Origin of the sequence: Nocardia transvalensis NBRC 15921, assembly GCF_000308875.1 — a bacterium.
GTDB lineage: Bacteria > Actinomycetota > Actinomycetes > Mycobacteriales > Mycobacteriaceae > Nocardia > Nocardia transvalensis.
Map to the genome: position 1 here is coordinate 15,021 of NZ_BAGL01000029.1, position 12,211 is coordinate 27,231.

Genomic DNA, 12,211 nt, shown 5'->3' on the forward strand with positions numbered 1-12,211 from the left:
ACATGGTTGACGATAAAAAGGTAAACCAGGTTGTCGACTATGGCAAGGGGAGCGGGTACGAGCTGCCGCTGCTGCTGTTCGCGGGGTTCCGCACGCTGATCGACGAGCTGCACGCCGAACTCGCCCGCCACGGCCATCCGGACGTGCGTCCCGCGTACGGCTTCGCCATGCAGGCGATCGGCCCGGAGGGCGCCGCGGCCAGCGATATCGGCCGCCGCCTCGGGATTTCGAAGCAGGCCGCGGGCAAGACCGTCGACCGCCTGGTGGCGCTGGGTTATGCCGAACGCGCCGACGATCCCGGCGACGCGCGGCGCAGGCTGGTGCGGCTGACCCCGCACGGGCTCGATTCGCTGGCCCGCTCGGCCGAGATCTTCGACCGCCTCCGCGACGCCTGGTCCGCGATGCTCGGCGAGGACCGGCTCCGCGAGATGGAGAACGGCCTGCGCGCGGTCGTCGCGCCGGGAGCCTTCCGGCTCGACGCCGCGGGCTGGATGGGCGGGATGAGCTAGGCGTACCTCCGCATCCGCTCCGGCCATGCGCGGTCAGGGGCGGCTGCGCCGACGGTGTCCACTACTGCGGTTTCGGTTCCATGAACGCGATTCCCCAGCCGATGTGCCCGTTCCACACGCTGGCGATGCGGCCGCCTTGGACGGCGGGCTTGGGATCGCTGATCGGACCGCCCGCCTCGCGCACGGCGGCGACGGTGGCGTCGAGGTCGGGCGTGCCGAACGCGACGCCGATCAGCTCCGGCGGCCGTCCGCCCGCGACGACCTCGATGAACGCCTCGCCCACCCGGTAGAAGGCCATCTCGGGTCCCGAGGGGCCGCGCGGGTGGAAGCGGCGGCGTGGCGGAGTGCCGAGGGCGTCCGCCAGCGCGGCGACGGCGTCGTCCATATCGTTCACCAGGTAGACGATGTGGTCGACGAAGGTGGCGCCGTTGGGATGCGTACCACTGCCGGAGAGGTTGTCGCTCAACAACTCCGGGATGCCGAGTGCGGACGCGTCGCCCGGCAGCTCGTCGAATCCCCACGCCGGCGCCGTGCCGACCAGGCACGACACCGCGCCGATCCGCATCGTCCGATTCTCGACCGCGAAACCGAGTGCCGCCCAGTCCTTCTCGTCGCCGGGCAGGCCCAATCCGATCAGCGTCGGCATTACAGCGCCGCCGCCAGCCGGGTGCCCTGATCGATGGCGCGCTTGGCGTCCAGTTCGGCCGCCAAGTCGGCGCCGCCGATCAGATGGACCTCCACGCCCGCGGCCCGCAGCGGCGCCTCCAGTTCGCGGACGGATTCCTGTCCGGCGCAGAGGATGACGCTGTCACATTCGATGACGGTCGGCCGCTGCCGCTTCTCGCCGTAGCTGACGTGCAGGCCGCGGTCGTCGATGCGCTCGTAGTTGACGCCGCCGATCTGCTCGACGCCCTTGGCCTTCAGCGCCGCCCGGTGCACCCAGCCCGAGGTCTTGCCCAGGCTCTTACCGAACGGCGTCGACTTACGTTGCAGCAGAACGACTTCGCGGGCAGCGGGAGCAGGTTTGGGCTTGGTCAGCTGGCCGGGGGCGTCGGGATCGTCGCTGAGCACGCCCCACTCCTCCTTCCACTCGTCCAGCTTGAGCGAGGGGTGGCCCTCGACGGTGAGGAATTCGCTGACGTCGTATCCGATTCCGCCGGCGCCGATCACGGCGACCTTCTTGCCGACCGGCTTCTGCTCGCGCACCAGCTCGGTGTAGGTGAGCACCTTGGGGTGGTCGATGCCGGGGATGTTCGGGATGCGCGGGCGCACACCGGTGGCGAGCACCACGTGGTCGTAGTGGCCCTCGATCAGCTCGGCGGCGTCGACCCGGCGGTTCAGGAACACCCGCACGCCGCTGACCTCGAGTTTGCGGGTGAAGTAGCGGAGGGTCTCGGTGAACTCTTCCTTGCCCGGGATGCGGCGTGCGATGTCGAACTGGCCGCCGATCTTGTCGTCGGCCTCGAAGAGGTCCACCTTGTGGCCGCGTTCGGCCAGGTTCACCGCCGCCGACAGCCCGGCCGGTCCCGCGCCGACCACGGCGACCCGCCGCATCCGGCGGGTGGGCAGCAGGCGCAGCTCGGTTTCGTGCCCGGCGCGCGGGTTGAGCAGGCAGGACACCGTCTTGTGCACGAAGGCGTGGTCCAGGCAGGCCTGATTGCAGGCGATGCAGGTGTTGATCTCGTCGTCGCGGGTCTGCTGCGCCTTCACCACCCATTCGGGGTCGGCGAGCAGCGGGCGGGCCAGCGAGACCATATCGGCGTCGCCGCGGGTGAGGATCTCCTCGGCGACCTCCGGCATGTTGATCCGGTTCGACGCGCACACCGGAATGCTCACCCGCGCCTTGATCTTCGCGGTGAACTCCACGAAGGCCGCGCGCGGAACCGAGGTGACGATGGTGGGGACACGGGCCTCGTGCCAGCCGATATCGGTGTTGATGATGCTGACGCCGGCGGTCTCCAATTCCTGTGCCAGCGCGATGATCTCGGTCTCGGTCTGGCCGTGTTCGACGAATTCGGCCATGGAGAGCCGGAAGACGATGACGAAGTCGTCGCCGACGGCCGCCCGCATCCGGCGGACGATCTCCAGGGGGAAGCGCCGCCGGTTCGCCGCCGAACCGCCCCACTCGTCGGTGCGCTTGTTGGTGCGCGGGGCGAGGAACTGGTTGATCAGATAGCCCTCGCCGCCCATCACCTCCACGCCGTCGTAGCCGGCGAATTTCGCCAGCCGCGCGCAGCGGACGTAGTCGTCGATGGTCCGCTCGACGCCCTTGGCCGACAGCTTCCGCGGCCGAAAGGGGTTGATGGGGGCCTTGATCGAGGACGCGGACACGCTGAACGGCACGTACGCGTAGCGGCCCGCGTGCAGGATCTGCAGGGCGATCCGGCCGCCCTCGCGGTGCACGGCGCCGGTGATGGCGCGGTGCCGGTAAGCCTCCGTCTTGTTGGTGAGCTTCGCGCCCAGCGGTAGCAGCCAGCCCTCCCGGTTCGGGGCGTACCCGCCGGTGATGATCAGGCCGACGCCGCCGCGGGCCCGCTCGGCGAAGTAGGCGGCCAGGCGGTTGGTGTCCCACGCCCGGTCCTCGAGTCCGGTGTGCATCGATCCCATCACCACGCGGTTCCGCAGGGTGGTTCCGCCGACTGCCAGCGGTTCGAAGAGGTGCGGGTACGGGCTGGGGGTCATCGGCGTCACCTTTCGGTAGCGGAATCCGGATGCCGGGCTGGGGCATCCGACGACGGAGGGCGCAGCGCGTCGAGCACCTCGTCGCACCATTCGACGAAGCCCGACTCCACCCGGACGCCGCCGCGCAGCACCAGGTACTGATGCAGGGCCGTGCCGGTGAGGCGCCGCGGCGCGGGGAAGTCCTTCTTCTCGATCAGCCGGTACACGTCGAGCCGCTGGGCGTGCCGCTCGCGGTGCCGCTCGACCTCGGCGAGCAGCGCGGGCAGGTCGCCGTGCGCCGCGGCGCGGATCTTGATGCCGAGTTCGCTGCGGAGCGGGCCGACGTCCTCGCTGGGTTCGGCGATCCAGCGGGCCAGTTCGGCGCGCCCCGCGGCGCTGACGCGGTAGACCTTCTTGTCCGGCCGGCCCTCCTGCGCCACGGCCTCACCGGTCAGCCACCCCTGCTCCTCCATGCGCTTGAGCACGCGATAGATCTGCTGGTGGGTGGCGCTCCAGAAGAATCCGATCGACTTGTCGAACCGCCGCGCCAGCTCGTATCCCGAGCCGGCGCGCTCGGTCAGCGATACCAGCAGCGCATGCTCGAGGGCCATGACCCGAGATTAACTGCTACTCGCTGTACTATGCAACTCGGTGCATAGTGGCGATCATCGGACGACTCTGGCTGCGAGGGCCGCCGCCACCAGCACCGTCACGCCCTCCGCGACGGCCGTGACCCCGACCGCGTGCGCCGCCGACGAGGCCGTTGTCCCGGCCAGGCTCAGGAATATCGACCCGAATCCGGCGATGCCGACCACGATGCCCAGCTGCACGCCCGTCACCAGGATGCCGCTGGCGTCGGAGGCCAGTTCCTGCGGGACCTTGCTCAGGGCGCGGGTCATCAAGGGGCTGAAGGCGAGTCCGAAACCGAGGCCCATGATGCCGAAGATCGTGAGTTCCACCGGGCCCATGCCGTGGCCGTCGCGCAACCGCAGGCCCAGCAGCACCATGGTCACCGCGCCCAGCACCAGGCCGCCGGGAATCATGATGGGATGCAGGCGTTCCGGCACCCGCTCCCAGTTCATGCTGGCGAGGGCGTAGACGCCGCCGCACGGGAGGAACAGCAGACCGGCGTGCAGCGCGGAGTAGCCGAGGCTGCCCTGCAGATGGATGGCCGTGACGAACAGCCAGCCGCTGAAGGTGCACATGACCACGAACAGGGTGGCCGCCGCGAGGATCAGGCCCGGTGCCCGCAGCACCCGGTCGGCGAACAGCGGCTCACCGCCGCGCCGGTGCACCCGGCGCTCGACGGCCGCGAAACCGGCGAAACCCAGTGCGGCGCACGCGAGAGCGATCCAGGTCCAGGCCGGCCAGTGCGCTTCGTGGCCGAGAACGAGGGGCAGTACGAGCAGCAGGACGGCCGGGGTGAGCACCGACAGGCCCGCCAGATCCAGGGCGCGGTCGACGCGCGCGGTCGCGGCCGGGAGTATCCGCGGCGCGAGTGCCAGCAGGAGTACGCCGATCGGGACGTTCACGAGAAAGACTCCGCGCCAGCCTGTTCCGGCGATATCGGCGTTGATGATGAGACCGCCCGCGATCTGGCCGATCACCATCGCCCCGGATATCACCGCAGCGTAGGCCGAAAGTGCCCGCGCCCGTGCGTATCCGGTGAAATTGCGCTGTATCAGAGTCATCACCTGCGGCACCATGGTCGCCGCTCCCGCGCCTTGGATGAACCGGAAGACGATGAGCGCGAGCGTATTCCACGCCAGCCCGCAGGCGAGGGAGGCGACGGTGAACAGCGCCAGGCCGCCCACGAATACGGTGCGCTGGCCGAGTTTGTCGCCGAGCCGGGCGCCGGTCACCAGGAGGACGGCGTAGGAGATCACGTACCCGGAGACGATGAGTTGCAGCGCCGAACCCGTGGCGCCGAGCGAGGTCCGGATGGAGGGGATCGCCACATTGACGATCGAGGCGTCCAGCACCGCCATGAACTGGCCGAGCAGGACGACGGCGAGAATGATCAGGGTGCGCCGGGCCGAGCGTGGTGGTGCGCCGGCCGTCGATGCCGGTGCGGTGTGTGTCATCGTTCGTGTCATGACGGCGAGCGTGCGCCGGTTCCCATCCTGGTAACAGGAGCCTGCTCATACTGGTAGTGGCACCACCTGGCTACCGGGACGATTATGGGCCACGATGAGAACGTGGTGGTGAGCGAGAATTCCCGGGCGGTACGCAAGACGCGACGCGGGGAACTCGGCGCGTTCCTCAAGACCCGCCGGGCGCGGATCACCCCCGCCGATGTCGGGCTCCCGGCCGGACCGCGCCGCCGGACACCGGGACTGCGGCGCGAGGAGGTCGCGCAGCTCGCCGGTGTCGGGGTCACCTGGTACACGTGGCTGGAGCAGGGGCGCGATATCAACGCGAGTGTGCAGGTGCTGGACGCGATCGCGCGCGCCCTGGCCCTCGATGCCGTCGAGCGTGCCCACCTGTACCGGCTGGCGGATGTGCCGACGGTGCCGAGCTGGCATGCCGAGGAGGCGATTCCCGAAGAGCTGCAGGTGATCCTGGACCATCTGCATCCGCTGCCCGCGGTGCTCCTGTCGGCGCGCTACGACGTCCTGGCGCACAACGACGCCTACGCGGCGCTGTGCCCGGGATTCACCCGGGGTGAGCGCAATGTGATCCGCAAGGTGTTCCTGTCCGCGGAGTGCTGCAATCCGTATCCCGGTCAGCCCGAACATCTGTGCCGCATGGTGGGTTTTCTGCGCAGCGCCTACGCCAGGAATCTGCACGACCCGGAGTGGACCGCCTTCGTCGACGACATGTGCGCCCGCAGTTCACGATTCGCCGCGCTGTGGGCCCGCAACGATGTCGCCTCCCCGCTGGGGCGCTACCGTATGGTCCGCAATGTCGCCACCGGCGATCTGGAGGTCACCATGACCAGTATGTCGCTCCCGTCGATGGCCGGATCCTGGGTTCAGATCCTCACGCCCGCAACGGATTCCGGCTGGTCTCAGCTTCGCGATCTGCTGGCCATGACCCCGGCCGAACGCGAGGCCCCGTGGCAGGACCACTTCGACCGCTACCACGCGCAGGCGACCGCGTGAGGCCGATCAGCTACCCGCGAGGTGCTTCGCCACATACGCGACGGCGGTGCGGACCGGCTCGCAGGACGCCGGATCCGGGACGAAGGCGTCGAAGCCGTGCCGTCCGTCGGGGACGTCGATGATGTCGACGGAGGCGCCGACCTCCGCGGCGCGGGCCAGGAAACGGTCGACGGTGGCCTGGTACTCGGGCTGTTCCTGGCCGACGCGGGTGAGGACCACCGGCCGGCCCGGCCGGACGAGGTCGGCGGGGGCCGGGACGGTGGAGCCGGGGGACTGGTCGGCGAGGACCGGGTAGGTCAGGGCCAGGCAGCGCAGCCACGGCGGTGTGGCGGCGAGCCAGGAGCCGACGAGCATCCCTCCGCCGGAGAACGCCCAGATCGCCGCCTGGTCACCGTCCACTCCGGCGTGGTCGCGGATCCGCTGGACCGTCGTCTCCAGCCATTCCGCCGTGCCCAGCCAGTCGGCACGGGGTGGCCAGACGGTTCCCGCGGGCCAGTCGTCCAGGCCGCGATACCGCACGTCGAGAACCGCCGCGGCGAGGCCGCGCTGGGCGAGTAGACGTCCGTATCCCGAGAAGAGCGGCGACGTGCGCGGACGCCGGCCGGGAGGCGCGGCCCCGTGCACCAGGATCACCGTCGGCAAGGGCCCCATGTCGCCTTCCGGCCGGTACAGATCGAAATCGTCCTGCCGCAGTACCTCGATGCCGAGTGACTCACCCATACCCGCCAGTCTGCCCCAAGCCTCGTTCTTCGGGGTCACCCGCACGGGACCCTGTGGCGGGCAGTGTCATTGCTTCGATGCCGTTGAGGGCGCGAGCACCTGCTCGCCGACCCCGGCGTGGCGGTGGCGGAACTACCTAGCCGAGGGCGTCGGCCAAGGCGTCGAGCCAGTGCTGGACTGGGCCGAGGGTGAGCATTCCGGTGCCTGCGCCGGCGTATTCGCCGGCGGCGGGGAGGAGGCGGGTGTGGGTTCGGTGCAGAGTTGGCTGGTCGCCCAGTTCCAGGGCTGCTGCGGCCTCCAGGCAGGTCAGGGTCTCGAGCATCAGGTCTGCGGGTGGTTCGGGGAGGGAGTGCAGGGCATGTCGTGCGGCCTCGGGGTCTGTGGGTAGCAGGGCGAGGGGCTCGACCCATGGGCGGTAGGGACCCCAATCCTGTTCCAGGTCACTGTGTTCGGCTGCCTCGCGGGTGGATGAACGCTCGGCGGACAGCCGTAGGGACAGGAGGGCGAGGGGGAGTAGGCCGTGTTCCACACCCGGCATTCCCGCGCCGTCGAGCAGGCGTGCCGCGGCTCGGTAGGCGGCCTCGGCGCGGTCTCGGTGCCCGGAGGCGGCGAGGCGCAGGGCGCGGTACCACTCGGTGAAGACCTTGGTCAGGGGGCGTTCGTCGCGGTCGGCCAGCCGGTCCGCCGCGGCGGCGTGGGTGTCGGCGGCATCGAAATCGCCCAGGGCGGAGCGGGATTGGACGCGGATCAGATGGCCGAGGATCTCGAAACTCGGCAGGCCGTGGCGGGCGGCCGTATCGATCAGCTCCGCGCCGATCCGGTCACGTCGCGGTGCGAGACCGGCCCGCGTGCACGACTGCATGAAGGACCCGTTGAGGGCGAAGGCGAGGAGCGTGGGGTCGTCGAGGCGGCGCGCGATGTCCTCGGCCTCGCGGGCGGCCCGCGGTCCGCGTGGCGAGCGGGTGCCGCGCATCTCCAGCGCGATCGTGGCGAGCAGGCGGCAGCGGGCCGAGTCGTGGGAGTGGCCGGCCGGGAGCGCGGCCAGGGTGCGCTCGGCGGCCGCGACGATCCGCTCGGCCTGCGCGGGATCGTCGCTGCGGGTCCAGATGGCGGGCACGTCGTAGGCGCCGATGACGCGGGCGGTCAGGTCCGGGTCGCCGAACTCCTCGGCGGCCGCGATGGCCGCCATCCGGTGCTCGCGCGCCACCGCGAGCCCGCTGCCGCCGGTGACCGCGAGATCGCGGAGCAGCCCGACCGTCGAATCCAAACGTGTTCGGGCACTGGCGGATACGGTGCGGTCGTAGGCCGATGCCGCCTCGGCCCAGACCCGGGCAGCGGCTGTCTCCGGCGCGGGCCGGCGGGCTGCCTGCCCGCCTCGGGCGAGGTCACCGCCAGCCGGATCGAGGCCCGGATCGTGGGACAGGATGTCGGCCTCCAGGCGGCGCAACCGCGGGCTCGGGTCGAGTCCGAGCCCTTCCACCAGCGCCGTGCGAGCGCGGCGCAGCAGCGCCAGCGACTCCGCTTGGCGCCCGGTGCGATACAGCGCCAGCGCCAGCAGCCCCCACGCCTCCTCCCGCCACGGATGGTCGGTCACGTGCGCGTCCAGGTCGGGGATCGCCGCCTCCGCCAGGCCCAGATCCAGCCGGGCCCGGGCCTGACGCTCCACCGCCTGCGCCCGCAACTCCGCCAGGCGGGACCGTTCGGTGCGCGCCCATTCCGCCTCTGCCACATCGGCATAGGACGGGCCGCGCCACAGCCGCAGCGCCGCGTCCAACTCCTCGAGCGCCGCCGCCGGCATCCCGCCCGCGGTGGTGGCCCGGACCGCCGCCTCGAAACGCCAGGCGTCCACGGCATCCGGTTCGGCCCGCAGCGCGTACCCCGGGCCCTCGGTCACCAGCAGGCGCGCAGCGGCACGGCGCGGGCGATCCGGCTCCAGCACCCGGCGCAGATCGGCGACGAAGGTCTGGACAGCCCCCACCGCGCCGCCCGGCGGGTCCTCCCACAGGTCGTCCACGAGCCGAGTCACCGGGACCACACGCCGGCGGGCCACGATCAGCCGGGCCAGCACCGCCCGATGGCGCGGGCCCTTCAACCCGAGCGCGGCGCCGTCGCCGGACCAGGCCGCCACCGGCCCGAGCACGCCGAAGGCGACCCGCTCCATCCCGTCTCCTCGCTCGTACTGATCGGATGCTGATTCGCGCGCGGCACTGTCGATCGTGCCGATCCGCTACGACGAAAGCACCCCATGAAAACACCGACCATCCCCGATTTCGACTACCGGCGCGTCCCCGTCGCCCCCGATGTCGCGCTCAATGTCGCGATCGGTGGTCACGGCCGTCCGATCGTGCTGCTGCACGGCTTCCCGCAGACCCACCTGATGTGGCGCGAGGTCGCCGCCCGGCTCGCGGCCGATCACACGGTGATCTGCCCCGACCTGCGCGGATACGGCGACAGCGACAAACCCGCCGATGCGGACGGCAGCGTGTACAGCAAGCGCACCATGGCCGCCGATATCGTCGCGCTCGCCGGGGCGCTGGGCCACGAGCGGTTCGCGCTGGCCGGACACGATCGCGGCGCCCTGGTCGCATTCCGGGCCGGACTCGACCATCCGGGCAACATCACCCATCTGGCCTGCCTGGACGTCCTGCCGACGCTCGACATGTGGGACGTGATGCACGGCGTGAGCGCGGCGGTCGGATTCCACCTGTACCTCATGGCCCAGCCGCCGGGGCTGCCCGAACAGCTGATCGCCGGTAGTCCGGACGCGTTCTTCGGCCACTTCCTCGATATCTGGACCCAGGACCCCGAGGCGATACCCAGCGAGGTGCGCGCCGAATACCTGCGGGCCTGCCGTGAGTCCGTGCCGTCGATCGTCGCCGACTACCGGGCGTCCGCCGCGGCCGACGTCGACCACGATCGGGCCGACCGCGAGACCGGTAGCCAGTTGCGCATGCCGGTGACGGTCCTGCAACAGGACTGGGGCGCCGCGCTCGGCTTCGACGCCACGGCACGGTGGCGTGCTTGGGCTCCGGACCTCGTCCACGCCACCGTCACCTGCGGTCACTTCATGGCCGAGGAAGCGCCCGACCAGGTCGCCGCGGCGGTGCGCGATCTGCTCGATCGCTGACACGGCCAGGCGAAAGTCTGTGGCTACCATGGGCCGATGGCGCAATCCTATGTGGTGACAGGAGGCGCCCGGGGTATCGGACGGGCGATCGTGGAACGGTTGCTCGAGCGCGGGCACGTGGTGGTCGTCGAACGGGGTGCCGCAGCGCTGGCCTGGGCCGGTGACCGAGTGGAGGTGGTGACCGGCGACGCGGGATCCGAGGAGGTGGCCGAGGCGGCCGCCGTCCGCGCGGAGCGGGCGGGCGTCCTGACGGGCTGGGTGAACAATGCCGCGGTATTTCGCGACGCCTCGCTCGAATCCGCCTCGGCGGACCAGGTATTGGCCCTGATCGAGGCGAATCTCCGTCCCCCGCTGGCCGGTTCGGCCGTCGCCGTGCGGCATTTCCTCGCGACCGGCACCGGCGGGTCCATCGTCAACATCACCTCGCACCAGGCCCGGCGGGCCGTTCCCGGCGCCCTGCCGTACAGCACGGCCAAAGCCGCCATCGAGGGACTGACGCGAGCGCTGGCCGTCGACTACGGCCCGCGGGGTATTCGCGCCAATGCGGTGGCTCCGGGATCCGTTGCCACCGAACGCTATTCGGAATACCTGGCGGGACTGGACGTCCAGGCGGCGGCCGCCGTGGAACGCGATATGGCCGCACTGCATCCGCTGGGCCGGGTGGCGACCAGCGCGGAGGTGGCGGCCGTCGTCGCCTTCCTGCTCTCCGATGAGGCCGGTTTCGTCAACGGCGCGACCGTCCCCGTCGACGGCGGCCGGTCGGTCCTCGCCCAGGATCCGGAGGCGCGCTAGGCGCCGGTCGAGTGCCAGGCGCCCATGCCGAGGGCGATCAAGCGGACCTGGCGGACCGCGCGGTCGATGATGTCGACCCGGTCGCGCAGGGTGGCGACGACGAAATCGGCGATGCGGTCGGCGACCGTGGAGACGATCAGATCGGCCGCCAGTTCCAGATCGTCCGGCGACCACGCGTCCAGGGCCCTGATGCGCGACAGATCCACCACCAGTTCCCGGGTGATGAGCTGCATTTCGACCACGATCGCGCCGCGCAGGGCGGACGAGCCGCCGTGGCGTTCGCGAATCAGGAAGCCGTACAACTCCTCTCGCCCCGCCACCTGGCCGAAGACGAAGCGCACCGTCTCCGCCAGCCGGGCATCCGGGGTCCGGCGCAATTCCCGTAGCGCCAAACGCAATTGGCGTACGCCCTCGTCGACCAGGGCCGTGCCCAGCTCGTCGAGCGAGGCGAAGTGCCGGTAGAACGCGGTCGGCACGATACCGGCCGAGCGCGCGATCTCGCGCAGGGACAACGCCGCGAAGCCGCGGTCGGCCGCCAGTGTCAGCGTGCCGTCCAGCAGGGCCTGCCGCGTGCGCTCCTTGCGCTCGCCTCGAGATTCCACCGGCTCACTCATGGCTCCTCCTCGCTGGCGCTCGGCTCCGCCATGACCGAGCAATAGCTCGCTGTATCCACTGCTCACTCGCTGCGCTCGCTCACGCCATCGCTGAGCATACATCCGTTCACGATTCGCTCTCTCCTCGGGATGTTGCCTCGGTCACAGCATCTGCTGGTTGAACTTGTGTGCCAACACCAGGCACACTAAATCAGTGTACAGATGTGCACCGAAATTCGGTGACACTTACGGACCGACGACCTGGTGTGGGAGATCCGAATGATGGGACTCTTCGATCTGGTGCAGACGCTGACCTCGCCGCACCCGCTCGATCGCTATCTGGAGCTGGTGCGGCCGACGCTGACCCTGCACGATATGCGCGCGGAAGTGACTCACGTGCGGCGTTCGGTCCCCGGCTCGGTGACGCTGACGCTGCGCCCGACCCGGCAGTGGTCCGGGCATCGCGCCGGGCAGTACGTTCAGATCGGGGTGCTGATCGACGGTGTGAAGCACACGCGCTGCTATTCGCCGGTCAATGCGCAGGGCCGCCGGGACCGGCATATCGAGCTGACGGTCAAGGCGCATTCGCGGGGCCTCGTCTCGCGCTACCTGTATCGCAACGCCGCGCCCGGCATGGTCGTCGACTTGGCGCCGGCGGCGGGCACGTTCGCGTTGCCCGATCTCCGTCCCGACCGGATCCTGCTG

Annotated in this window: 12 protein-coding genes; 5 read left to right on the plus strand and 7 right to left on the minus strand. The window is 70.5% G+C overall.

Going from position 1 to position 12,211, the window contains the following annotated elements:
* Window positions 1-2 precede the first annotated feature (2 nt).
* A complete protein-coding gene (locus tag ON41_RS09570; protein WP_218003404.1) occupies window positions 3-509 on the plus strand; it encodes a MarR family winged helix-turn-helix transcriptional regulator in 507 nt (168 codons plus the stop codon).
* A gap of 61 nt (window positions 510-570) precedes the next feature.
* Here ON41_RS09570 and ON41_RS09575 read toward each other — a convergent pair whose 3' ends face one another.
* The 4 genes from ON41_RS09575 to ON41_RS09590 are packed head-to-tail and all read right to left on the minus strand — an operon-like array spanning window position 571 to window position 5,266.
* Window positions 571-1,155 carry a VOC family protein gene (locus ON41_RS09575; RefSeq protein ID WP_040746999.1) on the minus strand — a complete coding sequence of 195 codons (585 nt, stop codon included), beginning with the start codon at window positions 1,153-1,155 and terminating at the stop codon, window positions 571-573.
* Complete coding sequence (locus ON41_RS09580) at window positions 1,155-3,191, minus strand: NADPH-dependent 2,4-dienoyl-CoA reductase (RefSeq protein ID WP_040747000.1); 2,037 nt, start codon at window positions 3,189-3,191, stop codon at window positions 1,155-1,157. The genes ON41_RS09575 and ON41_RS09580 overlap by 1 nt, the downstream gene beginning before the upstream one ends.
* Window positions 3,192-3,196: 5 nt before the next feature.
* A complete protein-coding gene (locus ON41_RS09585; RefSeq protein WP_040747001.1) occupies window positions 3,197-3,781 on the minus strand; it encodes a PadR family transcriptional regulator in 585 nt (194 codons plus the stop codon).
* 54 nt (window positions 3,782-3,835) lie between these two features.
* Window positions 3,836-5,266 carry an MFS transporter gene (locus tag ON41_RS09590; protein WP_040747002.1) on the minus strand — a complete coding sequence of 477 codons (1,431 nt, stop codon included), beginning with the start codon at window positions 5,264-5,266 and terminating at the stop codon, window positions 3,836-3,838.
* Between the two features lie 84 nt (window positions 5,267-5,350).
* Here ON41_RS09590 and ON41_RS09595 point away from each other — a divergent pair, with 84 nt between their 5' ends.
* Window positions 5,351-6,274 (plus strand): helix-turn-helix transcriptional regulator, encoded by a 924-nt coding sequence (locus ON41_RS09595; protein ID WP_040747003.1) that lies wholly within the window; start codon window positions 5,351-5,353, stop codon window positions 6,272-6,274.
* Window positions 6,275-6,280: 6 nt separating this feature from the next.
* On the opposite strand, the gene ON41_RS09600 is transcribed toward ON41_RS09595, so the two are convergent.
* Together ON41_RS09600 and ON41_RS09605 are read right to left on the minus strand one after the other, a co-directional pair.
* Window positions 6,281-6,994 carry a dienelactone hydrolase family protein gene (locus tag ON41_RS09600; protein WP_157185415.1) on the minus strand — a complete coding sequence of 238 codons (714 nt, stop codon included), beginning with the start codon at window positions 6,992-6,994 and terminating at the stop codon, window positions 6,281-6,283.
* A 136-nt stretch (window positions 6,995-7,130) separates the two neighbouring features.
* On the minus strand, window positions 7,131-9,155 hold the full coding sequence (locus tag ON41_RS09605) for an AfsR/SARP family transcriptional regulator (protein ID WP_040747004.1): 2,025 nt from the start codon (window positions 9,153-9,155) through the stop codon (window positions 7,131-7,133).
* An 84-nt stretch (window positions 9,156-9,239) separates the two neighbouring features.
* On the opposite strand from ON41_RS09605, the gene ON41_RS09610 reads away from it, so the two are divergent.
* Both ON41_RS09610 and ON41_RS09615 read left to right on the plus strand, forming a co-directional pair.
* Window positions 9,240-10,121 (plus strand): alpha/beta fold hydrolase, encoded by an 882-nt coding sequence (locus ON41_RS09610; RefSeq protein WP_040747005.1) that lies wholly within the window; start codon window positions 9,240-9,242, stop codon window positions 10,119-10,121.
* A gap of 36 nt (window positions 10,122-10,157) precedes the next feature.
* The gene (locus ON41_RS09615; RefSeq protein WP_040747006.1) at window positions 10,158-10,913 is read left to right on the plus strand and encodes an SDR family NAD(P)-dependent oxidoreductase; all 756 of its coding nucleotides are present in this window, start codon (window positions 10,158-10,160) and stop codon (window positions 10,911-10,913) included.
* Here ON41_RS09615 and ON41_RS09620 read toward each other — a convergent pair.
* Window positions 10,910-11,527, minus strand: coding sequence for a TetR family transcriptional regulator (locus tag ON41_RS09620; protein ID WP_040747007.1), 618 nt, complete (start codon window positions 11,525-11,527; stop codon window positions 10,910-10,912). The two genes, ON41_RS09615 and ON41_RS09620, sit on opposite strands and share 4 nt — an antisense overlap.
* A 258-nt stretch (window positions 11,528-11,785) precedes the next feature.
* Between ON41_RS09620 and ON41_RS09625 the strand changes: the two genes are divergently transcribed.
* Window positions 11,786-12,211, plus strand: a 426-nt coding sequence (locus tag ON41_RS09625; protein WP_246829491.1) for an FAD-binding oxidoreductase, incomplete at its 3' end; no start/stop codon positions are given.

What these genes read in the sequence shown, in the direction of transcription:
- ON41_RS09575 (WP_040746999.1), bottom strand. Translation starts at nt 1,155, where the DNA reads ATGCCGACGCTGATCGGATTGGGCCTGCCCGGCGACGAGAAGGACTGG.
- ON41_RS09590 (WP_040747002.1), bottom strand. Translation starts at nt 5,266, where the DNA reads ATGACACGAACGATGACACACACCGCACCGGCATCGACGGCCGGCGCA.
- ON41_RS09580 (WP_040747000.1), bottom strand. Translation starts at nt 3,191, where the DNA reads ATGACCCCCAGCCCGTACCCGCACCTCTTCGAACCGCTGGCAGTCGGC.
- ON41_RS09585 (WP_040747001.1), bottom strand. Translation starts at nt 3,781, where the DNA reads ATGGCCCTCGAGCATGCGCTGCTGGTATCGCTGACCGAGCGCGCCGGC.
- ON41_RS09600 (WP_157185415.1), bottom strand. Translation starts at nt 6,994, where the DNA reads ATGGGTGAGTCACTCGGCATCGAGGTACTGCGGCAGGACGATTTCGAT.
- ON41_RS09620 (WP_040747007.1), bottom strand. Translation starts at nt 11,527, where the DNA reads ATGAGTGAGCCGGTGGAATCTCGAGGCGAGCGCAAGGAGCGCACGCGG.
- ON41_RS09570 (WP_218003404.1), top strand. Translation starts at nt 3, where the DNA reads ATGGTTGACGATAAAAAGGTAAACCAGGTTGTCGACTATGGCAAGGGG.
- ON41_RS09615 (WP_040747006.1), top strand. Translation starts at nt 10,158, where the DNA reads ATGGCGCAATCCTATGTGGTGACAGGAGGCGCCCGGGGTATCGGACGG.
- ON41_RS09595 (WP_040747003.1), top strand. Translation starts at nt 5,351, where the DNA reads ATGGGCCACGATGAGAACGTGGTGGTGAGCGAGAATTCCCGGGCGGTA.
- ON41_RS09610 (WP_040747005.1), top strand. Translation starts at nt 9,240, where the DNA reads ATGAAAACACCGACCATCCCCGATTTCGACTACCGGCGCGTCCCCGTC.
- ON41_RS09605 (WP_040747004.1), bottom strand. Translation starts at nt 9,155, where the DNA reads ATGGAGCGGGTCGCCTTCGGCGTGCTCGGGCCGGTGGCGGCCTGGTCC.